The sequence below is a fragment of the Rheinheimera sediminis genome (genome assembly GCF_004005375.1).
Taxonomy (GTDB): domain Bacteria; phylum Pseudomonadota; class Gammaproteobacteria; order Enterobacterales; family Alteromonadaceae; genus Pararheinheimera.
The window spans coordinates 27,979-52,283 of sequence record NZ_RZUF01000016.1 but is presented as its reverse complement, the minus strand read 5'-3'; the positions used below and the strand labels follow the sequence as shown (position 1 = coordinate 52,283).

The 24,305-nt window shown below is 45.8% G+C and carries 21 protein-coding genes; 8 read left to right on the top strand and 13 right to left on the bottom strand.

The window, feature by feature from the left end; translation table 11 throughout:
* Positions 1 to 130: 130 nt before the first annotated feature.
* Genes EMM73_RS12140 through djlA form a run of 3 tightly spaced genes read left to right on the top strand, consistent with a single transcriptional unit; the run spans position 131 to position 2,595 of the window.
* On the top strand, positions 131 to 1,120 hold the full coding sequence (locus tag EMM73_RS12140) for an aminoglycoside phosphotransferase family protein (RefSeq protein ID WP_127686702.1): 990 nt from the start codon (positions 131 to 133) through the stop codon (positions 1,118 to 1,120).
* Position 1,121: 1 nt separating this feature from the next.
* Positions 1,122 to 1,805 carry an N-acetylmuramate alpha-1-phosphate uridylyltransferase MurU gene (gene murU, locus EMM73_RS12135; protein WP_127686701.1) on the top strand — a complete coding sequence of 228 codons (684 nt, stop codon included), beginning with the start codon at positions 1,122 to 1,124 and terminating at the stop codon, positions 1,803 to 1,805.
* Positions 1,795 to 2,595, top strand: coding sequence for a co-chaperone DjlA (gene djlA / locus EMM73_RS12130; protein WP_127686700.1), 801 nt, complete (start codon positions 1,795 to 1,797; stop codon positions 2,593 to 2,595). The genes murU and djlA overlap by 11 nt, the downstream gene beginning before the upstream one ends.
* Here djlA and EMM73_RS12125 read toward each other — a convergent pair.
* The 5 genes from EMM73_RS12125 to rapA all read right to left on the bottom strand — a co-directional run bounded on the left by EMM73_RS12125 (position 2,592) and on the right by rapA (position 8,765).
* Entirely contained in the window at positions 2,592 to 2,936 is a 345-nt protein-coding gene (locus EMM73_RS12125; protein WP_127686699.1) for a DMT family protein, read from the bottom strand. The two genes, djlA and EMM73_RS12125, sit on opposite strands and share 4 nt — an antisense overlap.
* An 85-nt stretch (positions 2,937 to 3,021) precedes the next feature.
* On the bottom strand, positions 3,022 to 3,789 hold the full coding sequence (locus tag EMM73_RS12120; protein ID WP_127686698.1) for a DUF3530 family protein: 768 nt from the start codon (positions 3,787 to 3,789) through the stop codon (positions 3,022 to 3,024).
* Positions 3,790 to 3,933: 144 nt separating this feature from the next.
* Positions 3,934 to 4,998 (bottom strand): OmpA family protein, encoded by a 1,065-nt coding sequence (locus tag EMM73_RS12115; protein WP_127686697.1) that lies wholly within the window; start codon positions 4,996 to 4,998, stop codon positions 3,934 to 3,936.
* A 186-nt stretch (positions 4,999 to 5,184) separates the two neighbouring features.
* Positions 5,185 to 5,838, bottom strand: coding sequence for an RluA family pseudouridine synthase (locus EMM73_RS12110; protein ID WP_186435205.1), 654 nt, complete (start codon positions 5,836 to 5,838; stop codon positions 5,185 to 5,187).
* 11 nt (positions 5,839 to 5,849) lie between these two features.
* Positions 5,850 to 8,765: an RNA polymerase-associated protein RapA gene (gene rapA / locus EMM73_RS12105; protein WP_222422656.1), complete on the bottom strand. Its 2,916-nt coding sequence runs from the start codon at positions 8,763 to 8,765 to the stop codon at positions 5,850 to 5,852.
* A 272-nt stretch (positions 8,766 to 9,037) separates the two neighbouring features.
* Here rapA and EMM73_RS12100 point away from each other — a divergent pair, with 272 nt between their 5' ends.
* Positions 9,038 to 10,429, top strand: a complete 1,392-nt coding sequence (locus tag EMM73_RS12100) for a PhoH family protein (protein ID WP_127686696.1) — start codon at positions 9,038 to 9,040, stop codon at positions 10,427 to 10,429.
* 41 nt (positions 10,430 to 10,470) lie between these two features.
* Here EMM73_RS12100 and EMM73_RS12095 read toward each other — a convergent pair whose 3' ends face one another.
* Positions 10,471 to 11,127, bottom strand: a complete 657-nt coding sequence (locus EMM73_RS12095) for a choice-of-anchor H family protein (RefSeq protein WP_127686695.1) — start codon at positions 11,125 to 11,127, stop codon at positions 10,471 to 10,473.
* Positions 11,128 to 11,211: 84 nt separating this feature from the next.
* Here EMM73_RS12095 and EMM73_RS12090 point away from each other — a divergent pair, with 84 nt between their 5' ends.
* On the top strand, positions 11,212 to 12,045 hold the full coding sequence (locus tag EMM73_RS12090; protein WP_186435204.1) for an RluA family pseudouridine synthase: 834 nt from the start codon (positions 11,212 to 11,214) through the stop codon (positions 12,043 to 12,045).
* Here EMM73_RS12090 and EMM73_RS12085 read toward each other — a convergent pair.
* A complete protein-coding gene (locus EMM73_RS12085; protein ID WP_127686694.1) occupies positions 12,042 to 14,021 on the bottom strand; it encodes a tetratricopeptide repeat protein in 1,980 nt (659 codons plus the stop codon). The genes EMM73_RS12090 and EMM73_RS12085 overlap by 4 nt on opposite strands.
* An 80-nt stretch (positions 14,022 to 14,101) precedes the next feature.
* Between EMM73_RS12085 and EMM73_RS12080 the strand changes: the two genes are divergently transcribed.
* Positions 14,102 to 14,950, top strand: coding sequence for a kinase (locus tag EMM73_RS12080; RefSeq protein ID WP_261373395.1), 849 nt, complete (start codon positions 14,102 to 14,104; stop codon positions 14,948 to 14,950).
* On the opposite strand, the gene EMM73_RS12075 is transcribed toward EMM73_RS12080, so the two are convergent.
* Genes EMM73_RS12075 through EMM73_RS12060 form a run of 4 tightly spaced genes read right to left on the bottom strand, consistent with a single transcriptional unit; the run spans position 14,934 to position 19,475 of the window.
* On the bottom strand, positions 14,934 to 15,887 hold the full coding sequence (locus EMM73_RS12075; RefSeq protein ID WP_127686693.1) for a D-2-hydroxyacid dehydrogenase: 954 nt from the start codon (positions 15,885 to 15,887) through the stop codon (positions 14,934 to 14,936). The genes EMM73_RS12080 and EMM73_RS12075 overlap by 17 nt on opposite strands.
* On the bottom strand, positions 15,887 to 16,303 hold the full coding sequence (locus EMM73_RS12070; protein WP_127686692.1) for a group I truncated hemoglobin: 417 nt from the start codon (positions 16,301 to 16,303) through the stop codon (positions 15,887 to 15,889). The genes EMM73_RS12075 and EMM73_RS12070 overlap by 1 nt, the downstream gene beginning before the upstream one ends.
* A complete protein-coding gene (locus EMM73_RS12065) occupies positions 16,297 to 17,127 on the bottom strand; it encodes a DUF3034 family protein (protein ID WP_127686691.1) in 831 nt (276 codons plus the stop codon). The genes EMM73_RS12070 and EMM73_RS12065 overlap by 7 nt, the downstream gene beginning before the upstream one ends.
* On the bottom strand, positions 17,124 to 19,475 hold the full coding sequence (locus EMM73_RS12060; protein WP_261373394.1) for a bifunctional diguanylate cyclase/phosphodiesterase: 2,352 nt from the start codon (positions 19,473 to 19,475) through the stop codon (positions 17,124 to 17,126). Before EMM73_RS12060 ends, EMM73_RS12065 begins: the two co-directional genes overlap by 4 nt.
* A gap of 230 nt (positions 19,476 to 19,705) precedes the next feature.
* Here EMM73_RS12060 and EMM73_RS12055 point away from each other — a divergent pair, with 230 nt between their 5' ends.
* The gene (locus tag EMM73_RS12055) at positions 19,706 to 21,994 is read left to right on the top strand and encodes a patatin-like phospholipase family protein (RefSeq protein ID WP_127686690.1); all 2,289 of its coding nucleotides are present in this window, start codon (positions 19,706 to 19,708) and stop codon (positions 21,992 to 21,994) included.
* A 230-nt stretch (positions 21,995 to 22,224) separates the two neighbouring features.
* Here EMM73_RS12055 and EMM73_RS12050 read toward each other — a convergent pair whose 3' ends face one another.
* A complete protein-coding gene (locus EMM73_RS12050) occupies positions 22,225 to 23,175 on the bottom strand; it encodes a helix-turn-helix domain-containing protein (RefSeq protein WP_127686689.1) in 951 nt (316 codons plus the stop codon).
* Between the two features lie 141 nt (positions 23,176 to 23,316).
* On the opposite strand from EMM73_RS12050, the gene EMM73_RS12045 reads away from it, so the two are divergent.
* Positions 23,317 to 23,733 (top strand): rhodanese-like domain-containing protein, encoded by a 417-nt coding sequence (locus EMM73_RS12045; RefSeq protein ID WP_127686688.1) that lies wholly within the window; start codon positions 23,317 to 23,319, stop codon positions 23,731 to 23,733.
* Here EMM73_RS12045 and EMM73_RS12040 read toward each other — a convergent pair.
* Positions 23,706 to 24,116 (bottom strand): DUF3429 domain-containing protein, encoded by a 411-nt coding sequence (locus EMM73_RS12040; protein ID WP_127686687.1) that lies wholly within the window; start codon positions 24,114 to 24,116, stop codon positions 23,706 to 23,708. The two genes, EMM73_RS12045 and EMM73_RS12040, sit on opposite strands and share 28 nt — an antisense overlap.
* Positions 24,117 to 24,305 lie beyond the last annotated feature (189 nt).

The window sequence follows — 24,305 nt, the reverse complement described above, 5'->3', positions numbered from 1 at the left end:
GTACACTATGTGAAACAGGTGAAAAGGGCTGGAACACCAGGTTGGCTATAATAAATCAATTTTCCCGATCCTGCTAATCCGTTATAGTGCTGGCTTTAATCTGATGATGAGGGATCTTGTGGCAGATCGAATGCAGTTCATTCAATGTTTTTTGACAGCCTGTTTTCCTGGTGAAGCTATTTGCCTCGAGCCTATTACCGGAGATGCCAGCTTCAGACGTTACTTTCGTTTTTCTGTAGCACAAAACAGCTATATTTTGATGGATGCCCCGACGCCTGCCGAGGATTGCGGCCGTTTTGTGGCCACTCAACAAGCTTGTGTACAAGCAGGATTGCGCGTTCCTCAGATTATTGCACAGGACATTCAACAGGGTTTATTGATCTTGAGTGATTTGGGTGACACCTTGTTATTAACTGAATTAACTCAGGAAACAGCACCTGCTTTGTATCGTCAGGCGCTGGCGCAATTAGCTCAGATCCGCACTATAACAGCTACAACTGACGGGCCTTTACCTGTATTTGATCAGGCATTTTTGATGCGGGAAATGCAAATTTTTACTGATTGGTTTGTGCACAAGCATCTCCAGCTGACGCTCAGCGAACAAGAACAAGCCATGTTGCAGCGACATTTTCAGTTGCTTGCCAATACAGCTCTGCAGCAGCCTCAGGCTGGCATGCATCGGGATTATCATGCTCGTAATTTGATGCTACAACAAGATGGTAGTTTGGCGGTCATTGATTTTCAGGATCTGGTGACTGGCCCTGTGACTTATGATGCCGTGTCTTTGTTGAAGGATTGTTATATCAAGTGGTCAACAGAACTGGTGTTGGCATGGGGCCATGAGTTTTATTGTGATTTGCAACGGCAAGCTGAGTTGTCTGAAGAGATCAGTGCTGAACAGTTTCAGCTTTGGTTTGATTGGATGGGGTTGCAGCGGCATATTAAAGTGTGTGGTATTTTTTGCCGCTTATACCATCGAGATGGCAAATCAGGGTATATGGCTGATTTACCTCGCGTGTTCGAGTATGTGCTGGAGGTGACCCAGCATTACCCTGAGTTGCAGGAGCTGGATCTATGGCTGAAAAATAAGATCAAACCTGTACTGGAGGCTCAAGCCTGAGATGAAAGCAATGATACTGGCTGCAGGTCGTGGTGAACGGATGCGACCTTTAACCGATCTGTTACCTAAGCCTTTACTTGCCGTGGCCGGTAAACCATTGATCCACTATCACCTCGAAGCCCTGAGTAAATCTGCTGTGCGGCATATAGTGATTAACCATGCTTGGCTGGGACATTTACTGCCGCAACACTTGGGAACAGGCGAACAGTTTGGTATCAGCATCAGTTACTCCGACGAAGGTACTGAAGGTTTAGAAACTGCAGGTGGAATAAAAAAGGCCTTGGTTCTGTTAGGGGATGAGCCTTTTATTGTAGTCAATGGCGATGTGTTCAGTGATTACCCCTATCAGCGCCTGATGAATAAACTAGCCCCCGGCATTCTTGCTCATCTGGTGTTAGTACCGAATCCTTTGCAGCATCCTAAAGGTGACTTTGGTATCAGCGCAGAGGGTTTGGCACTGGCCGAAGCGACACAGTGTTTTACGTTCAGTGGCATAGCTGTTTATCGCCCTGAGTTCTTCAGTGTGGTGGCTGAAGGCAAACAAAAATTAGCACCTTATCTGCGTGATGCTATGGCACAACATCAAGTGACGGCAGAGCTGTATCAGGGGCAGTGGCATGACATTGGGACTGTACAGCGGCTGACTGAATTATCAGCGCAATTGGAGTCAACACATGTGGGGTAAAATTCTGGGGGCGCTTTTTGGTATGGCGTTGCTGAAAATTCCTGGTTTTTTTATAGGTTTATTAATAGGTCACTGGTTTGACAAATCTTACGGAGGAATATTTGCCAGACAGGGTGGGTTCAGCGCTTTTTCAAGGGACTCTGCAGAGGCTCAGGGTATTTTTCGGTATAACACTTTTGCAGTGATGGGGCATGTTGCAAAGTCAAATGGAGTTGTCACCCAATCCCATATTCAGCAAGCTACTGTTTTTATGGAGCAACTGGGTTTAACTGCAACACAAAAACAAGAAGCTCAAGCCGCTTTTCGCGATGGTAAACAGGCTGATTTTCCGCTAGTTGAGCAGTTGGCTGAGTTTAAGTCAGTATTCAGGGCAAGATCCGATCTGTTGCTGATGTTTCTTGAAATTCAAATTAGCACAGCTTATGTCGACTTAGATCTAAGCAAGGCAGAGCAGAAAATACTAGCTCAGGTAGCATCTGCATTAGGTATTAATCAGACTCAGTTTGAACATATGCTCAATAGGTATGAAGCAGAAGCTCGTTTTGCTAAAAGTAACCACAGTGGAACTGCTGAGACAGGGCATCGTCTGACGGATGCCTATAACGTATTAGGGCTCAGTTCAGCCTGCTCTGAAACTCAATTGAAAAAAGCCTACAAAAAGCTGATGGCGCAGCATCATCCGGATAAATTAATGTCACAGGGCTTACCGCCCGAGCTGATGGATGTTGCAAAGCAAAAAACTCAGGATATTCAGGCTGCTTATGAGTTAATACGTAAGCACAGAGCCTAGTCGCGGAAAAACATAAAATAAACAGCTCCAAGCAAACATAAGCCGGCGTAGAAGTAATTCCATTTAAATGGCTCCCTCATATAGAAGACAGCAAATGGAATAAAGACACTTAAAGTGATGACTTCCTGCAAGATCTTCAGCTGTGCCAGGCTTAGTACCTGATGACCTATTCTATTGGCTGGTACCATGGGCATGTACTCAAGCAAAGCTATGCCCCAGGATACGGCGATTGCTATAGACAGAGCAGAGCTTTTAAAGTGTTTAAGATGACCATACCAGGCAAAAGTCATAAAAGTATTACTGGCAGTGAGTAACAATACAGTCTGGACTACAGGTGGCATAGTCGGGAGTCTCCATTGAACGAGGGCAGAGAATAAATTGGTTTTTAGCAACGCAGAACTGAGTTTCACCTCAGTTCAACTCAATTTAATAGCCTTGATAACTCAACCAGCCATAAATTTCTTTAAATACCCGTTGTTGGGTTTCTGCCTGAGCAACAAGTCCACTGATTTCCCGCTGTCGATACAATAATTTTTGCTGTTGTATTGCTAGTTGTTTCCGCTTTTTCCATTGAGCAGCGACTTGTTGGTTACCTTGTTGTTGCATCAAATCTAGTGTGGGGACCTGCTGTTTTGCTATGGCTAAAGGCAAGCCATGCTGTTGTTCTGCCTGTGGCAAATAGGCCTCGAGCAAAATGAGTGATTGGGGTTCTTTTAACTTTTTGTCTGCATAAAGTTGACTGACGAGCGCTGCGCTGCTTCCTTGCGCTATAACAATGACCGTCGTGTTTTCTATTATGGCGCTATCCATCGCGACCTCGATACGTTGTTGTAGCTGATCTTTGTAGTTTTGCAGATCTTCTATATTGTCCTCTGCTGGTGCATCAGGAACCGCGATAGCCAGTGTGTCCCAACCGTAGTCGTTGAACTCTTTTCGTAGTAAATTCAAATTTTTAGGGCTGGCGGCATGTTGAGACCAATCAGGAATAAACAATATGGTGCCTTTTACCTTTGGCGTAAACGCGGCCCTTTTTAATACCAGAAAGCTCTTATCTCCAACCTGTAGCTCTGACACTTCATCAGCGGGTAATTGCCAGCTTAAATCTGATTTGTGCCACTCCTCTGTAGATACAGCTTCAGCAATTTGAGCATGAAGACTGAGTAATACTACCAAAGCTGAAACTTTAAATGGCATAAGAGATGGCTTTATAAGATAGGACTTAGACAAGATATCGGCGCCACTGCACAAAACTTTATAGAACAGAGTAGCTTAAAAAGCAGAATGCCAGAATGTAACTGAAAAAAAACCGCCTTGCGGCGGTTTTTTTAAGCGTAAAAATTAACGCTCTACTTTTTCTTTCACAGTTGCAGTTACTACAGCTTCGATGCGGCGGTTAGCTGCATGAGCTGCTGGAGTATTACCTGCAACTTTTGGACGTGAAACACCGTAGCCTTTGACAGTTACACGATTAGCACTGATGCCATGCTCGTTTAACAGTACTTTTGCTACCGCATCAGCACGGCGCTCTGATAATTTCAGATTGTATGCAGCACCGCCAACGTTAGAAGCGTGACCACCGATTTCAACATCAGTACCAGGGAAGCGCTTTAAGAAAGCCGCTAAATCTGCGATTTCTGAGTTATATTCTGGTTTGATTTCAGCTGAATCATTGGCAAACTGCGCTTTTAACGTGAAGTTTACTTCTTTTTCAGTGAAGATCGAACAACCAGTCGCATCTACTTTGTCAGTAGATGGAGTGCCTGGGCACAGGTCAGTTGAATCAGGAACACCGTCTTTGTCGCTATCTGCAACAACTACAACAGGCGCTACTGGCGCTGGAGCTGGGGTTGGTTCTGCAACTGCTGGTGCATCACCAAACAGCATTGACATACCAAGCTTGATATTGGCATCAGCATAGCTGTTGTTGGTCAGACCCTGGAAACGATTCATTTCAGCGAATAAAGACACGCGCTCGCCGACATAGTGACGGTAACCTGCACCTATGTTGACAGCTTGAGTATCACGGCTGCTTTCTACTTCGAAATGCTTCAGACCAGCTACAAGGTACATACCAGTATTTGCAACATTGTATAACGCGTCCATACCAAAACGGTCTGCGTCAAATTTGTTGTCAGAAGTTAGTTGTTCCAGACGATCCCTTGCGTATTCAAAACGCACAGCCCAAGTCTCATCAATGTTGTAACCCAGCTCAAAGCCATAACCTATGCCTTTATCCAGGTAATTCCATTCAAGACGTTCAGTTTTGTCAGTGTCTGGCAGGTAGTATTCAGCAAAAACTGAACCAAAAGCACGATCAGTAACAACAGGCTTTGCACTATCAGCTAAAACAGTTGAGGACAATAAAGCTGCCATAATGGCAATTGCGCTAGTACTTAGTTTCATCCATATCTCCTAAGAGTCAATTTCGGCGGCCGTTCTATTTACATAAAAAATTTTAAGCAAATTCAGCCGCTCTTTGTTACAAGTTTTTGTACGATATCCATCAATTTACTCAGATCAGTACCTAGTTTACCTTAAAAAACTGAACCTTAGGTTAACAGTGTTTTAAATCGCCTTTTTACCCTGAACCTAAAAAGGGCAATCGGCTTCAAATTTCAGTTCAGTTCCTGATGTTGGGTGTCTCAACTCCAGGGATCTGGCATGCAATTGAAGCCGGGTGACTGAACGTTGTCCTTGTTCAGTGCCATAAAACTTATCCCCAAGTATTGGATGCCCCAGCCATAACATATGCACCCTTAGCTGATGCGAGCGTCCGGTAATGGGAATAAGCTCTACTTTCGTTTGGTGTGAAGTTCGCTCCAGCACCTTAAAAAACGTTAAAGACGGCTTTCCGGATCCAAAATGGACCATTTGTTTGGGGCGGTTCGGCCAGTCGCATACTAAAGGTAGATCAACCACGCCGCTGTCGACTGATACCTGTCCCTCTAGGTTGGCTAAGTAACGCTTTTTGGTCTGGCGTAATTCAAACTGCTTATTTAAATCACGTTGGCTTTGTGCATGCATAGCCATGATGACCAAACCCGAAGTAGCCATATCCAACCTATGTACTATGCGAGCGAGCGGCCACACCAGCCTTACTCGGTATTCCAGACTGTCTTTGTGTTCTGCTGCTTTACCTGGCACAGTGAGTAAACCGCTGGGTTTATTCAAAATCAGAATATCTTCGTCCTGATAGATGATATCCAGATAAGGTTCTGTCGGCGGCTTGTATTCAAGTAACATTATATTCACTTTTAGTCATGGCTGACAACCACGACCCTCAGTGCATCAAATTTTAACCTTGCTTTACTGATGTAATCTGTTAAGTCTTGTTGTTGTTGCTGTAAATGTGCAATTTCTTCTGGCCTGACAGAGGGGTTTAACTTTCTCAAAGCCTGTAAACGCTCAATTTGTGCGTTAAGTTTCTGTTGCATCAATTGCTGAGCTTGCTGCTGTACTTCAGTTAAACGCAAAGAGGCCAGTTCCTGTGCCTTTCCTATCAACGGATGAATAAAACTTTGTAAGGCTTTCACCATCTTGGCCGCAGGTTGTCTGCCTACAGGTTTCAATTGTTTATTAAACTGCTCAAAGCCAACATTTGCAGCCAGATTCTTCCCATTTTTTTCTAAAAGCAAACGAATCGGAGTGACGGGCAAATAACGGCCAAGCTGTAACTCTTTTGGTGCGCTGGCTTCAACGATAAAGATAAACTCAACAAAATACGTGCCTGCAGGCAATGCTTTGTTGGGTAGTAAAGCAACAGAACTATTACCCATTTGCTCATTGGTGAGGATATCCAGCGTGCCCTGAACCATAGGATGATCCCAGCTTAAGAACTGAATATCTTCCTGAGCTAAAGCTGTGGCTCGGTCAAAAGTAACGCTGATACCATCATCATCTAACATGGGGTAGTGGCTGTGCAGATGTTCTGACATGGTCAAGACCATGCTGTTTTCGCCTCTGTCATCCTGATTGACACCCAACACATCCCAGGCGCGTAGCATGAACATAGGCAGTCTTGTTTCGTCATCTAAGGCTGCTATGGCGCTGGTCAGCTCGCTCGCTTTTCCGCGACCAGAACTATTCATTTCCAGTAACTTATCCCGACCTTGCTCCAGTTTTTGTTTTAACTGCTGGTTCAACTCAGCACTTTTGCTGATAAGTGCCTGAACTGCATCTTGATCCATAAGGTTGGCACAAAGAAGCTCAAATAGCTCTGTAGACACTTGTTCAAACACCGATCGGCCCGTTTGACAGGTCTGGCTGAGAGCCTGCAGGCCCTGTTGATACCATTCAAGTAATACTTGCTGTGGATGATCGGCAAAATAAGGGATATGAATTTGAATATTCTGGGTCTGACCAATACGGTCTAAGCGGCCAATGCGTTGCTCCAGTAAATCAGGATTCAGTGGTAAATCAAATAGCACCAGATGATGAGCAAATTGGAAGTTACGGCCTTCACTCCCTATTTCAGAGCAGATCAGCATTTGAGCACTGTTATCTTCCTGAGCAAAATAGGCAGCTGCCATATCCCGCTCTACAATAGTCATGCCCTCATGGAAGACGGAAGCCCGGATACCTTCACGAACCCTTACCGCCTCTTCCAGCGCAATGGCTGTGTCAGCATGGGCGCAAATCAGTAAAAATTTACTGCGTTTGTGCTGTTTTAGCAGAGTGATCAGGTGATCAACCCTTGGATCAAACTGCCACCAACTGCTGGCTTTGCCTTCAAACTCCTGAAATACCCGCTCAGGGAACAAGCTGGCTTTGGCCTTTTGTTCAAGGCTTTGTTGTTTATTAAAAGCCTGTTGTACTTTTAACGCATTTTTATATTGCTCAGGCAAGGGCAACGCGACGGCTTGTGGCTGACGTTGCGGGAAACCTGCAATGGCGCTGCGACTATTGCGGAATAAAATCCGGCCAGTACCGTGACGATCCAGTAGTTGATTCAGCAGTTCTTGCTTCGCCTGCTCCACTTCATCTGTTGCACAGGCAGAGTTTTGTAATCTGGCTAAGGCGGCTTTGATATCACTTTCTGCTAACAACTGAGTCAAAGCATCGGCTGAAGCGTCACTCAATGGTCTTTGTTCCATCACCGCAGCTGCTAAATCTGCGATTTGTTTGTAGCTTTGTTCTTCGGCAATAAAAGCCTGATAGTCATGAAAACGATTCGGATCTAACAAACGTAAGCGGGCAAAATGGCTCTGGTGCCCTAACTGATCCGGTGTTGCTGTCAGCAGAATTAAACCCGCTGTGCCTTCTGCCAGTTCTTCAATACGCTGGTATTCAGTACTGCTCGCTTCCTCACTCCATTGCAAATGGTGAGCTTCGTCTACCACCAATAAATCCCAGTCTGCGTCGACAGCTTTTTGATGATGGCTACGTTTTTTCACCAGAAATTCCAGACTGGTGAGTACCAGCTGTTCGGTTTCGAACGGATTACCACCATCCAATGAGGATTCAACGCAGCGTTCCTCATCAAAAATTGAAAACTTCAGGTTAAAACGACGTAGCATTTCGACCAGCCACTGATGTTGCAGCGATTCAGGCACAATAACCAGCACTCGTTTGGCCAAACCTGCCAGTACCTGCTGGTGAATGATTAAGCCGGCTTCAATAGTTTTACCTAAACCCACTTCGTCGGCCAATAACACCCGTGGGGCGTGACGTTTCGCTATTTCTTCTGCGATATAAAGCTGATGTGGGATAAGGCTCATACGGCCTCCCACCAAGCCTTGCAATGGACTTTGTTGCTGTTGATGTAAGTGCTGCCAGCTTTGGTAACGTAGAGGAAAGGTCTCAAAACGATCGACCTGACCAGCGAACATGCGGTCCTGAGGCTGGCTGAAACTGATAAAGTGGTCAAGGAACAACTCACGCAAAGCAACAGTTTCAGCTGTATCAGTGCGAGTGCCATGATAGATAAAACAGTCGTTTTTGCTTTCCACCTCACTGATCAACACAGAGAAGCCTTCGGCACTTTTGACGGTATCGCCCGGGTTAAACTGGACACGGGTCAGCGGCGCTTCCTGAATCGAGTACAGACGGTTTTCACCACTGGCCGGGAACAGCAACGTCAGCATCCTGCCTTCCTGCCCGATCACTGTACCTAAACCTAAATCCGACTCACTGTCGCTGATCCAACGTTGACCCAAAGCAAATTTTATCATCTTGTCCTCACTGCAGAAAATGGCGCGTCATGGTACAGCGAAAAGCCTGAGACCGCATCAGCTGAGATGACGTATTTTTTTCCATAGATTAAAAATCGTCATCTATCGGTCATACAGACAGTGCATTTTTGCTCTAAGCTTAGATCAAATGAATAAAAGCACTGAGGGTTCTGCTTCGATTGAACCAAAAAGACACCCTACAACTCAGATACAGTGGACGGATTGTTTTGCCATGAACTTTCATGGTTTTTATTGTCGCTAAGGAGCTGCTTATGGCGCGAAGAAGAGCTAAAGATAAAAAAATATACGTTCTGGACACCAACATTCTACTGCATGAACCTTTCGCCTTCTTAAACTTTCAGGAACACGACGTTGTCATACCGATGACAGTGCTCGAAGAATTAGACCACATCAAAGATAAACACAAAGACGTCAGCCGTGAAGCCCGTATCGCAATTCGTGCCTTGGAAGATGTGCTCAAAGACGCGTCGCCGGAGCAAATGCTACAAGGTGTCGCTTTACCAAGTCACGCCGAAGAAAAAAGTGCCGGCCATTTATTTATTATCAACGACCATCATATCAGTGACCAAATTCCGGGTCTGCCCGGTGGTGAAAACGATCATTTAATTATCAATACCGCCTTATTTTTACAGAGGGAAAAAGCACCAACCAAAGTCATACTGGTGACTAAAGACATCAATATGCGCCTGAAAGCGAAAGGGGCAGGGCTGAAATTAGTTGAAGATTATCGTACTGACCAATTGATTGACGACGTGCGGTTTTTATACAAAGGTTATTACAAGTTTTCCGGTGATTTTTGGTCTGTAGTGAAAGATTGTCGCACCCATAACGAAGGTCGTGATACCTATCATTTTGTGCCTCGCTCTGTATTGCCTAATGCCTATCTGAATGAATATCTGATTGACGAAGCTGAAACTTTTGCTGGGCGGGTGCTGGAAATCAATGAGCAAGAAATCAAAATTCTCGATTTAGGTTTTGAGCGTCTGATGCACAAACATGCTTGGGGTATTCACCCGAAAAACATTTATCAGGCAATGGCACTTAATGCTCTGCTCGACCCTGATATGGATTTAGTGATCCTGACGGGGCCTGCAGGTTGTGGTAAAACTCTGATTGCTTTAGCCGCAGCGCTGGAGTTGGTCATTGAAAAGGGCGTCTATGACAAAGTTATAGTCACCCGAAACACGCCAGAGATTGCTGAGTCTATAGGTTTCCTGCCCGGGACCGAAGAAGAGAAAATGGCGCCCTGGCTGGCTGCTATCACCGATTCACTGGAAGTCTTGCATAAAACTGATGAGCATCCGCATGCCAGCGTTCAATATATTATGGACAAAGCGAATATTCAGTTTAAGTCGGTGAACTTTATGCGAGGTCGCAGTATTCAAAATGCGATAGTACTTTTGGATGAATGTCAGAATTTAAGTGCGGCCCAGTTAAAAACCATCATTACCCGCTGTGGTGAAGGTACTAAGCTCATCTGTTCAGGGAACCTGTCGCAAATAGACAGTAACTACCTCACGGCAGTGACTTCAGGCTTAACTTATATTGTTGAACGTTTTAAAAACTTTGAGGGTAGCACTACAGTGAATCTTAATGGGGTAGTACGCAGCCGGCTTGCCTCTTTTGCCGAGGCAAACTTATAAGATCTGGAACAAGCCCCGCTTTGGTGCGGGGCTGCATTTCACTAATAGGGTTTAAGTTTGCGCCTGCTGAGGGCTATCCCGATAAGTCCGAATAAACTTAACCAGCCCAGACTGCCGCTCTCCTCTTTCACTACCACCACTTGTGGTTTGTCATAAGAATAATCTTCCAGCGGAAGTCTGGCTAAAGCTGGTTCGTCGAAGCCTGAAATCTCAGCCAACAGATCATTGTAGTCCGCGTCATAAAGTCGGATCACCAGATCATAATAAGCCGGAGGCAGGCTGTGTAACAGGTCGCTTTCTATCGCAAACCAATCATCAGCACTTGTACCATATAAGGTGAAAATCGAGCTGGTATGGATGATAACTTCAGGCGCTCCGGTACGTTTTAATGCAAAGTGAGCATAGACAGGAATAGATTTGTAATTAGTATCTGCGTCAAAACGCAGGTAGAGGCTATGATAAAAGCCGTTTTTGTTTAAATCGGTATCAAAGGAAATATCTATACTGTCAAACCAGACATTATTTTCCACACTTTGTATGAGGGCGCCGCCGCTACGTAATGTTGCCTTAGGTTTTGGTGTTGCCGCCAGTTCGGACTGCAGCTTAAAAGACTCTTTAGTGGATGCCACTTCGGTAGGCGCCGCCAGAGTTAAGAATGGAACCAGAGTAAATAAACCAGCCAGAAAAAAATTACGCATACACAGAGCCTCCTAAGCTTTGGTATCATTACAGGCCAATGGCCATGAATACTGGCTGAACTTGTTTTTAAGTGAAGAACTATTTTGAAACTATCGAAAAAACTCCAGATCACCACACCTACACAAGCTATTGAGGCTTTAGTTGCTGCTGCTCCGCAACTCAGTAAAGGCCGGCTGAAAGATGCAATGAATAAAGGTGCGGTGTTATGGCGCCGCGGTAAGCAAAATAAAAGGCTACGCCGTACACAGGCTGATCTGCTGCCAGGAGATAGTTTGGAGCTGAATTACGACGAACAATTGTTACAGCGCAGTTGTGATCCAGCGCTTCTTATCCATGAAGCTCGCGGCTACAGTGTTTGGTTTAAGCCAGCGGGGATGTTATCGCAAGGCAACGAATGGGGAGACCATCTGGCATTGTTACGTTTTGCTGAGCTGCACTGGCAGGGTAAGCGTCAGGTCTTTTTAGTACACAGGTTGGACCGTGAAGCCAGTGGTCTGGTTTTGATTGCTCATACGAAACAAGCCGCGGCCGCTTTTAGTTTGATGATGCAACAGCATAAAATTGAAAAAGAATACCGGATTGAAGTCAAAGGCCAGTTATCAGAACAACTGCTGGCAGAAGGTAAACTCAATTCAGTGTTGGATGACAAAGCCTGTACCACCGAATTTGAGCTCGAGTCTTATTCGGAACAGCATCACAGCAGCATTATCAGAGTAAAGCTGATCACAGGTCGTAAACACCAGATCCGCCGCCATTTTGCCTTGGCTGGCCATCCCGTAATGGGCGATCCTGCTTATGGCTCAGGTAACAAAAATGCACAAGGTTTGATGTTGCAGGCAGTGAAACTGAAGTTTACTTGCCCGTTTCGCAAGACCGCTATGTCGTTTGAATTGCCTACAAACTTGATACAGATTTAGATCTGAGCCAATTGTTGTTGCAGTTTGTCACTCAAGGATATGTCATTAGCATGAACTTCTAATAAGCCCAGACTCATGGCGTTAAATAGATCCTGGCGCAGGTTATCTGTCTGCCAGGAGCAAGGGCGGTTTTGATGGCAGTAGTAGTGAATTTGCAAAGCTCCTTGCAGCCCTTGTTGTTGTGCTAAGTACAAGCTGTACCAGTACAGTTCTCGAAGTGCATCTAAGTCCTTCTCAGACATAGGTTCAGACAGGAGCGCATGCAGCGGGAATGCTGCGCAATCAGCCTGATAATCAGAAGGTAAGCTTCGTAACAATTGATGTTGTAAGTCACGACTCTGTTGCTCTGATTCACAGTACAGCCAGAACTCCTGATCTTGTTCTACCCAAAATAACGCCTGATCCAGCAGGGATCTGAACTGAATCAGATCGGAGTTGACTTGTTGCACTCCTTTTTTCAGCATGACTGTCGTTTGGCCTGGACTGATCACCAACAGCTTACCTTGAGTTTTAAGTCCGTGATGATGCAATAACAACTCGGTAAAGCTGCGCCATTGCGGTTGCTGTATCAGCTTGTTGGAGCGATTTTTTTTCTGCTTACTGAGGAAAAAAAGCAAAGCGAGCAGAGTTATGGCTAGCAGAGCTAAACTTATGAATAACCATTGTTGTAACTGGCTTTGTTGTTCTTTGCTCATCTGTTGTTGTTTCTCTTGCTGCATCTGTAATTCAAGACTGCTTTGCAAACTGTCGAGTTGGATTTTACTATCGTCGTTTAGCTGAGCTATCTCCAGTTGATTGGCTGATTTTTCCAATAAATAAGCTTGTTGCCACTTTTGCTCTAAGGCTGCCAGTTCAGCGCTTAAGGCAAGATGTTTGTATTTCAGGTAGCCCGGTAACTCATCCGGTTGTGGCACCGCCTCATTTAACAATTGTTTAGCTGCACTGAAGTTTTGTTTTTTGATAAACACGTTGACAAGAAACAACGCAGTTTCGGATTTGATGGATTGTGCTGAGACCTGACTGGCTAATTGATGGGCTTTGAGTAGTAATTGTTCTGACTGGTCAAGGTTGTTTCGTTCTAGCTCCAACTCTGACAAGCTGACATAAACAGAAATCAGCATATGGAGATCCTGATTGTCCAAGGCTAGTTTCAGAGCCTTATTATAAGTAGTTTGTGCTTTATCTGTTTGATTGAGAACCAACTGGCTGTCGCCAATATTGATGAGGGCGTTTATCTGACTGCTTAGACTATCTAATTGCTGATAAAGTCTCGCGCTTTCTTCAAAATGCTGCAGTGCCCTTTCATGTTGCCCAAGCTTTTGATAGGCCATGCCCAAGCGCATATGAATAGATGCAATGGCCTGTTGGTCGGCTAATTCGCTGGCAAGGGGCAGTGCGGATTTGAAATGTTGATAGGCTTTAGTTAAATGATTGTTTTGCAAATGCAAACGGCCCAACATAATAATTGCATCCAACTGACGCTGTTTATCCGCCGTTTGGGTGGCTAAAGCGAGACTTTCAGTGGCTGCTTTCATTGCAAGCTCAGTCTTACCTTGTTGATTGTAGGCTTGAGAAAAACTCTCCAGAATGTCCATTCGCAATGCAAGCAGCACAGGGTTGTTGCCTGTTGGCAAAATAGCCTCTGCTAACTTTAATTTTTCAAGAGCCTGCTCTGTGTCGCGATAAAAAACACCATAGGTTAGAGCTTGCATAAGTAAAATACGAGCTGCGAGCTCGGCGTCTGGTTCTAATGTGAGAGCTTTATTGCTGAATTCAAGCGCCGCCTCTTTATTCCTCAGCGCATAGTGACTGTAAGCTACTAAGAAAAAATCGCTTGCAGTACTGGCTGGTTGTTTTTGCTGTACAGCCAATTGAGCTTGAGGGTTAGCTTTTACTTGTTCCAGTAATTCAGTCAGCTCTGACGCCTCCATACCCGTTGAGAGCAGTAGCAGAAAAAAGCAGAAAGCGATACGCATGCGGAAAAACTCCCAAAAATAGACACTGCAGTGTAACTGAAAGAAAATCAGACAGCCAGATGAAAGCGATGAGGTGCTTAGTGACTGAAAATATTAATAATTTATGGCTGAAACAGTGGCTGTTTTTTAGTCTGAAAACTCAAATGAATAGCCAGACTTTAACAAATAAACAGCTCAGCAGATTAAGTCAGCTGCAACCGTCAACGCCTTTCATTATAGGTATCAGTGGTGCTCAGGGCAGTGGAAAAAGCAGTCTGGCAGTCGCTTTGCAACAGTTATGGTCAGGATTTGGTGTTCAGGCTGAAGTGGTGTCTTTGGATGATTATTATCTCGAACCAGCCCAAAGGCTAAAAAGGGCGGGGCTCTGGCATCCACTTTTTGCCGAACGTGGAGTGCCCGGTACTCATGATACCGAGCTTTTGTTATCGCAGCTGCAGGGCTTTAAAGCTGCAGAACCTCAGCACTGGCGTCGTTATGACAAAGGCCAGGATAAAGTGGCTACAGCAACTTCAGTTACCCAAGCCACTCTACTGATTTTGGAAGGTTGGTGTGTTGGGTTGAAACCTCAGCCAGATGCTGAACTCCTGCACAGCATCAACGCCTTGGAACAACAACAGGATCCTGATGCTGTATGGCGGCATCGGGTTAATCAACAACTCAGTGGCGATTATCAGCTTATCTGGCAAGAGTTGGACCAGCTAATTTGGCTAAATGCGCCGGATTGGCAAGCGGTTTGTCGCTGGCGGGCTTGGCAGGAGCAGCCATTGCAGCAGCAAGGTTTAGGCAAAAGTGCTTTAGAATTGGAGTTCTTTATGCTGTATTTTCAGCGTTTAACCCAGGAAGCATGGCGCCAACTGCCTCTGAGTGCAGATTTTATTCTGGAGCTGGATGAGCAGCATAATTTCATCCGCCTTAGACCTGACGAATAGGTTGCTGGCGCATAAATGCCTGCAGATTTTCTGCTAGCTGTCCAACCAATCGTTGCATAGCCTGACGACTGGCCCAGGCCACATGGGGCGTCACTAAGAGATTAGGAATAGACGGGCTCAGTAACGGATGCTCGGCTGGTGGTGGCTCTGTGCTTAACACATCTAAAGCTGCACCAGCCAGACGACCTGTTGTTAAAGCCTCAGCCAGTGCCTTTTCGTCTATCAGTCCACCACGGGCTGTGTTGATTAACAAGGCCGTGGCTTTCATCCAACTCAAGGTTTTAGCGTTGATAAGTCTCTCCGTTGCGGCAGTGAGTGGACAATGCAAAGACAACAGATCGGCCTGCCGTACAGCACTTTCAAATGCTGTTCTGCCAGGCCGTAGTTCTGTCGCATCAGGACGTTCAGCTATCAGCAACTTCATGCCAAAAGCTTCAGCAATACGGCCAGTTGCCTGCCCTAAATCACCATAACCAACCAATGTCATGGTTTTATCAGCCAGTTCTTCTATCGGGTGCAAGTGCAGGCAAAACTGTGCGCTCTGACTCCAGTGTGCTTGCTGCACAGCCTGGTGATAAGAATGAATATGGTTGGTCAGTTGCAGCACTAACGCGAAGACATGCTGAGGAACTGCAGTACCGGCATAACCCTGAGCGTTACAGACCACTATACCTGCTGTTTTGGCTGCGACTAGATCGACTATATTAACCCCGGTAGCAGCAACAAGAATACAGCGTAGCTTTGGCAAAGCCGCAATAGCATCAGCATCTAAAGGCACTTTATTGCTAATCAGCACCTGAGCGTCTTTAGCATGTGTCAATAACTGCTCAGTGCTGGTTTGAGCATAGAGAGTTAAAGCCACATCGGGCAACTGCAATGGTGTCAGGTCGGTGTCAGCCATAGTGGCAGCATCAAGAAATACGACTTTGGTTTTCATCAGCGATACACTACGTCTTTATACATGGGGGCTAACAGGGCTAAGAATTCATTCTGAGCCTCTATAGCTACTTTTTGTTGCTGCATAGCGGCAATTAAATGATTCACCAGCGCATCAAAATGAGCTTGAGTGATCTGAAAGCCGGTATGGCTTTCCTGCATAGAGACACCGCTGTATTTACAAGGTCCTCCAGAGAGTTCGCAAAACTGTTCTATCAACAAACGACGAAATCTTGGGATGTCTGTGTCCGAAAAATGATGCACTATGCTTGGGTCCTGTTCAATACCAGACAAAAGGCTATCAACAATATTTTCAACGCCGGTTTCTGCACCTAAACGTTGATACAAGCTGCTCTCTGGCTTTTGTTGGCAGGCTGTTAACGCCAAGGTTGCTATTAGCAACAGGTACTTCACCATGTGCCCTCCACGGATAGATAAAAGCCGGTTTGTTCTGTAAGACCCGCTATATCACCTAAGTCGACATAACCCAAAACCACAGATGCATTTTTATTGATAAACCAGGCGGCAAACAAATCACGCCAGTGTTGCTCATCAGCAAAACTCAGTTGATTGGGTTTTTGTTTAAATTCGGTGCCAATAGCCAGATTGTAATTCAGTAACAACACGGCTGAAGTTTCTAGCATCCATTGATGCTCACTGCCTTGACCACCAAAACCTAATAAACCAGTTTGATGTGCATCAGTAGAACGAACAGTGGCATTGAGTAATAGATTACGTCCTGCAATGGCATCAAAAAATACTTTAGTTGCAGCTACATAGAACTCATAACCTGAATCATCGCCAGCCCCTACTGCAGATGGTAACGCAAAGTCACGGTTTTTCTTCAACTGCACTCCAAGACTGATTTGTGGTATTGTTGTATACAATAGCTCACCAGCAATTTTATATTTTAGACCCAAAATGTCCTGGCGCAGTGCACCGCCTATGGTATCAAGACTAAAGTCTTGCCGGGCAAATGACAGTTCCCACTGGTTATTGAAGCTGGCACCCAGACCATAGCTGTTCAATGTAAAACTCTTCACTCCCACCCGGGCGGCAAAAGTATTGACAGACCATTCATCACTGCTGCTGTAACCGTTGATAGTTGCCCATGGCACTATGCCGCCACCTGAATTGCCTTCGATGCTGGTCGCGCCTCCTGTGGCTATCACTTTAGAGCTCTCAGCCATCAGATTGCCGCAGGCTAATACTAAGCACAGCGCACTTATCATTATTTTCATTGGCTTATCTCTTGTTCGAACCATTGCGGGCTCTGCTTGGAAAACTGTTGAAGCCATTCGCTAAAATGTTCAGCTGTTAAAGGTTTTGAGAAGAAATAGCCCTGCACCTTATCACAGTGATAGCGCTGTAGAAGTGCTAGCCCTGCGTAGTTTTCTAAGCCTTCAGCTGTCACTTTTAAACCTAAACTATGAGCCAGTTGAGTGGTCGCACTGACAATTAAAGCATCATCCTGATTGTGCTCAATATCTTTGATAAAGGCTCTGTCAATTTTCACTTCGTGCACTGGTAGTTGTTTTAAGTACGCTAAAGATGATTGGCCTGTACCAAAATCGTCAATAGCCAGCTCTATGCCCATGGCGCGGAGTTCAGTGAGTATCTGAATCACTTGTTTTGGGTCTTGCATCACAGCCCCCTCAGTGACCTCCAGTGCTAAAACCGATGCCGGCAATTGATAACGCTTTAGTAGCGTTGCAATATGTGTTGGTAGTTGCGGATTGGTTAAGTCGTGGGCCGACAGATTGACCGCTACAGTGATAGCCCTGCCTTGCTGGTACCAAAGCGCTAACTGAGAGACCACAGTAGTGAGTATCCATTCTGTGACTAAGGCGATGTTACCCGAGTGTTCAGCTAACTTTATAAACTCATCCGGCGGCACAAAACCCAGCTCAGGGTGGATCCAACGGATTAAAGCTTCAGCGGAACTACACTTTTTCTCACGCAAATCGACTTTGGGTTGATACATCACAAACAACTGATTTTGCTGCAAGGCTCCGGGTAAATCACGTAGTATGGTCAGCTCACGCTGGTGGCTTTCATCCTGGCCTTGCTGATAAAAGGCAAGCAGCCCAGGTTGTTGTTTCGCGTGGCTCAGCGCAATATCCAAGCGTCGAATCGCATCGTTGGCATGTACGCTACCTGGTTCGATGTTGTAGGCCCCAATGGAGGTTTTTAAGCTCAAAGGCGAATCTGCTAACAGATAACCTGAATGTAATTGTTGCTGTAATTGTTCTAGTTGCATGGCAGACAAATACTGGCTGTAGAGTAACAAAAACTCGTCCCCGCCTAAACGGGCAGCTAACAGTGGTTTAGGGCTAAGTTGGTGTAAACGTTGTGCCATCTGTTGCAATAAAGAGTCACCGTTAGCAAACCCCAAAGCGTCGTTAATATGACGGAAATTTTTGATGTTCAGCAGTAATAAAGCCACATGCTCAGTGCTTAGTAGCTCTGCCATTTTACGTTCGGCAGCGCCACGGTTTTTCAATCCCGTCAGTGAGTCATGTTCAGCCTGAAACAAAAGTTCTGCTTCCCGACTGCGGATATCCAGCTGCATTTTTTGTAAGGTATTGCCTAATACTCCGATTTCACCTTTAGCGAGTGGTAACTCAGTAGTGTTCAGACCCTGACCTATCTGACTGGCAAAGTCAGATAACAAACGTAAAGGTTGACTGATACTACGAGCAATAAAAAAAGCCAGTAACAGTGCAAGTGTTAAGCTGACACCAAAAATAAACAGTAATTGATGGCGGGTCTGCTGGTAACTTTCTAGCCAGCGAGCACTGGGATAATGCAGCACAGCCCATAGCAATTGCTGCTGGTCCAGAGTTAATGCCAGAGATAAAAACTGATCCTCGTTGCTGCTAAAGGGCAGCTGTTTTGTATCTGCCAGATTCGGCAATAAGGGCAGCAGGCTTTGTTGGATCGAAGGGTGCAAGGTTGAGTGTAAGGTTTGGTTACCTCTGTCACTGTTGGTTGTAAAGCTGATATCTAAACCCGTGATTCCTTTAATCTGCTCTGCCAGCTCCCTGTTTAAGCTAAAGCCCATACCGACCCATGCTATGGTTTGAGGGGCTTTGACCGCGACCAGAACCAGTTGATAAGAATTACCTGCAAGTACAAGAATGTCGTTTACTGTGCTGGACTGATTGACTTTGTTTTGCAAAAACACGTGTTTCAGATCAGTGCTGTCCAGGTCTGTGCTGGTGCTTGTTAGTAAGTCACCCTCAGGAGATAAAAGCAAAACCAGGTCGGCATTGACTCTACTGCCATGATTTTCCAATACGGACAAAACAGTTTCTTGCTCTGCCGTTGCTACAGCGCGACGAAAGCCAAAGTCACTGGCCAGGATGCTGACTGAATTGGTGAGCTGGTCGGCTCTGTTCTCCAAGGCTTGCAGAAATACGTTAGCTGCCACTTTTAAAACTTGTTGGGCTTGTTGCTCGCTATCTTTTTTCATCGCATTTAACGTGGCTAAGCCACTGGCTAGGGCCAGAATAGTGAGCAGGCTAACCAGCGAAACGACCAGGCGACTACGTAATGAATCGAACATTTGACCTCGTTGTGGCAGCATATAATGAATGCTGTCATAGTAGATAACGTTAAGGGAAGTAGCAGAACCAGAATGTCGGTATCTTCAAACTGCTCCTGAAAATTAAAGGCCCTATTAAATGTGATGAAACCTTAGCAACAACTCAGAAAGGACTCAACTCCAAAGCGTCAAAACCAAGAAAAAACCTGATTATTCAACTTTGTATATTATGACTATCTTTGATATCGACTATAAAAACACAGGAGCTGTACATGGGGCTTAAGTGGGTGCTTTGGGGGGCAATACTTTTGTTCAGTGAGTTTGGTTTTGCACTTGAGACGCACATTGAAACAGAAATTGTGCAGCAAGAGCCTTGTGCCAGAATAAAAAACCGGCCTTGTATTGCCTTAGTGCTGGGGGGCGGTGGCGCCAGAGGTGGGGCGCATCTTGGTGTGATCCGACAATTAGAGCAGCAAGGCATACCTGTGGATTTAATTGTAGGTACCAGTATTGGTGCCTTTATTGGTGGCCTTTACGCCACAGGTCATAGCCCCGATGAGATCCAGTCTATTCTCGATCATCTGCAGTGGAGTACAGGCTTTCGCGATAAAGTTCATCGCGATGAAATGCCAGTGCGGCGTAAACAGCAGCAAGACCACTACCCCATCAGACTGGGGTTGGGGCTAGATAGCTCAGGCATTAAAATCCCTAAAGGAGTCTTGTTAGGCCAGGCCATGGCAGAGCTGATTTTGGAAGCTTACGGTGCTCAGTTAAATCATAGTCATTTTGACCAGTTGCCTATTCCATTTCGTGCTGTAGCTGCAGACTTAACCAATAGAGAAACTGTAGTGATGAGCCAAGGCAGTCTATTGCAGGCGGTGCAGGCGTCTATGTCTATTCCCGGTGTAGTAAGGCCAATGGAGCTGAATGGCCGCTTGCTGGTTGATGGCGGTGTCGCCAACAATTTACCTGTTAGTATTGCAAAAGACTTAGGTGCAGACAGAGTCATTGCAGTTGCTATTGATGCTCCATTGCTAAACAAAGAACAGCTTGATTCCGCTTTTGCTGTGACTGATCAGTTAACCAATTTTTTAGTGCGTCAGGTGGTTGATCAACAAGTTGCTCTGCTAGGGCCAGAGGATGTGCTGTTAAATCCGGACGTAGCAAAAATTGGCACTTTGGATTTTGATCAGTTACCTGCTTCCATTGAGGCTGGCCGTTTCAGCGCTGAGCAGCAAGCTGACATATTGAGCAGTTTTTCTTATCCTGAGTATTACCCGGCCTGGCTGGCAGCGCACAGAGCAAAACAAGCGACCAGTATTCAGGTAGACAGGATTGAATTGGATAACCAAAGCTTATTATCCGACCAGGTGGTATTACAGAGATTGGCTTTAAAAGAAGGGCAAAGATACAACAGTAAAAAGCTCAAAGAAGGCCTGCGCCAGGTCTATGGAGTCGATACGCTGGAGCGGGTATCTTTACAATTAGAACAACATAAGCAAGGCGAAGATACCAGCCTGAAAGTTCGGGCCGTAGAAAAAAGCTGGGGTCCAGGCTACCTGAATTTCCGTTTTACTATGGAAGATGACTTTCGCAATAAAAGATATTACCAATTGGCGGCTTCCTATACTTACACCAATATTTCTGACCTTGGCGCTGAGTGGCACAATGAGCTGGCACTGGGGACAGATAAATTGCTTAGTTCTGAATTGTATTGGCCCATCTTTACGCCTGCTACTTTTATCAGCGCTCAGCTTATGCGGGACGCTACTATTCTGTCTTTGGAAGATACAGAAGGCTTATCTTTGGGCGACCTGTCGAACAGAGAAACCACAGGTATAGCCAAAGCAGGTTGGAACTTGTCGGATCACGCCAGACTCAGCTCGGGGTGGATTGAAAAGAGTGGTTACTATCGTATTCCGGTATCAGGTGTGGAGGAGTTAGGCTTTAGCAGACTAGGCTATCAGCGTGAAGGGCCTATGCTGGATTTTGTCTGGGACAGGTTAGATAACCCTGCTTTTCCTACCCGTGGTTTCCGTGTCAATGCGAATTGGCAATGGTTAAATGATACAGCTATGGGGCAAACGTACCGCAGTCGTCGTCATGCGTTTGAAGTTCTCGCCGCCCGTAGCTTTTTTGAACGTCACATCGTGCGGGCCCGCTGGCGTCTCGAGGATTACACCCCTGGAGATCCTAATTTAGCGTTGGAGCAGTTTTCATTAGGAGGTTTATTAAACCTCTCTGGTTATCCAAAAAATTATTTGTTTGGCAGTGAAGTAAAGTTCGGTAGCCTGGTTTATTTGTTCAAAATGAGTGAAAACAGATTCAGCATCATTAATTCACCTTTTTATCTGGGAGCTTCACTGGAAAAAGGTCTGGTGCATGGCAATATGATCCAGCTCGAACGTTTAGCCAATGAAACTGACTGGATTTGGGCCAGCAGTGTGTTTGCTGGTTGGGATAGTCCCTTTGGCCCTGTCTATCTGGGTTATGGCCGTGCTGAAGATGAAAATAATGGCAGGGCTTATCGTTACTATTTCTCTGTAGGGCATAGTTTCTAGAGTCTGAGTGACAGCGCCAACCCTTAGTCGGTCTGCTGCTTGTGATTCAATCTGTATGTGGACAGACGTATTATGACGTCAGGGTGCCAGACCATGCGGCCAAAGTGTTTTTTTAGAGGACTCAGCCACAGGAGCTAAAAATCGAAACCAAAAGCATCTGTGTATGCTTGTTATGGCTGGCATTGTCATCGTCATTGAGCTCAACAAAATCTGGCTTGATTGTATAAAGTTTAAAAGGTAATGCTATTGGAACTGAATTGCCGCTGATACTGACCCGGGCTGATCCCCAGTTGCTTTTTGAACTGTTGACGTAAATTTAACGATGAACCAAAGCCTGTTAGAACACTAATCTGCTCGAGCGAATGCAGACCTTGTTCCAGGTAATGTTGCACCAGTTGTAATCGCTGTTGCACTAACCACTGCAACGGGCTGAGGCCTGTGCTGGCTTTAAAATGCCGATCAAAGCTGCGCCTGGACAGACCCGCCTTATCTGCTAGCTGTTCAATGGCCAGAGGCTGATCCAGATGTAATAACGCCCAGTCCATCGTAGAGCTAAGTAAATTGGTTTTTTTCTGCAGAGGTTGAGTGATAAATTGGGCTTGACCGCCCTGACGGTGCGCTGAAATCACAGCTCTTTTGGCCACCTGATTGGCAATTTCAAACCCGAAGTCCCGGCGTATAATGGCCAGACCTAAATCCAGAGCTGCTGCGCTGCCGGCCGAGCAACCAATCTGGCCATCAAAACAATAGAGCACGTTTTGCTGATAGCGGATATCCGCATAGCGGCGCTGAAATTCGTCGGCGTAACGCCAGTGTGTGGTGGCTGCTTTATCTCGCAGAATACCAAGCTCAGCCAGCAAAAATGCTCCTGAGCAGAAGGATATCAATCGGGCGCCTCTGTGATAAGCCGCCAGCAGTTGCTGCCGTAGCTGTTGGTCAGGTGCGGGGTTAGCGACAGACCAGTTGGGGATCAGAATAGTATCGTAGCAGGCTAAATCCTGTACCTGTGGCACCAGTAATTGCAGGCCTCCAGTCGCTGTGAACGGCCCGGGGTGGAAGCTGATAATGTCGGTCTGGTACCAATCTGGGTATTCGGGCCTGCTTAATGCGAACAACTCTGAAGCACAACCCAATTCAAAACTAGCGACGGACTGTCCTAATAAAATAGCGACTTTATGCACGCAGCAACTCCCCTCAGGCTTGAAGCTCAGTTTTGGCTTAATACTATTCTAATGTGTCTTTTAAGCCAATGGCAGTCAACTGCTTTAGCACAATAGAGTAGCGGTGAACTTGATACTGTCAGACGCAGAAAAGTGTTACTCATGTCATCTATGGTGTCCAGACCTGCAGTAGCAGGAGTAGGGCAGGCTATCACTCACTTTAGTTCTTTAGCGCTGTTTGAAACCGACTGCTGGGACCTGCATCATGGCATGAGCAACCAAAGGCAGGATTTTGTGCTGCTGAATATGCGGGAGCAAGCTGCTTATCAGCAAGGCCATTTGCCGCAGGCTGTGCTTATTCAGCACAGCAGGATTGATAGCGAAAGTCTCGCGCTTTATCCGGCGGACACTTTATTTGTGGTCTATTGCGCTGATCCTCATTGCAATGGCGCCGATAAAGCAGCGTTAAAATTAGCGCAGCTGAACAGGCCGGTGAAAAAAATGCTAGGCGGCGTCACAGGCTGGCTGGACGAAGGTTTTTCGCTATGGTGTCAGAGTGACCACCAGTATAAGAGATGACAGGTCACAACCACAGTGGTCAGATGGGTTCTTAATCTACCGTAGGCTGGAGAGTAGGCTAATTGATTGTGATGCCAGATTTCAAACACTCTTAATGTGGCAAAAGCAGCAGCCAGAACTAGAACTTGCTCTGGCGCTGCAAGCAAGCTGCTAAACCAGCCTGTCAATGCAAAGCTCACCACCCAGAGTGGAAAAAAACGTCCTGGCTGCTGATAGAGTGCAGGCCAGAGTACACCAGCCATAAAAGCCAGAATAATTTGGCTATAGCTTTGGAAAGCGGTAAAAGGAACTTGCAGCGCCAAAGTGTGAGGCATTAATTGCAATAAGGTTAGACCAATAAAGGGCAGCAGGCCGGCGTAACCTAAAAGTTGGATCTGGCGCATGGCAGTTTTTCCTGAGGAAGATGAAGATAGGAAATTTACGAAGCAGCGCAACAAATGGATGAAAACAGACAAAAAAAAAGAGGGAGAACCACGAAGGTTTCCCTCATCAAAAATCCAGGACAATCCAGAGAGTTAAAGCAACATGTACACAGGGTTCGCATTTAACTGCTGCTTATTATCGGGCCGTTC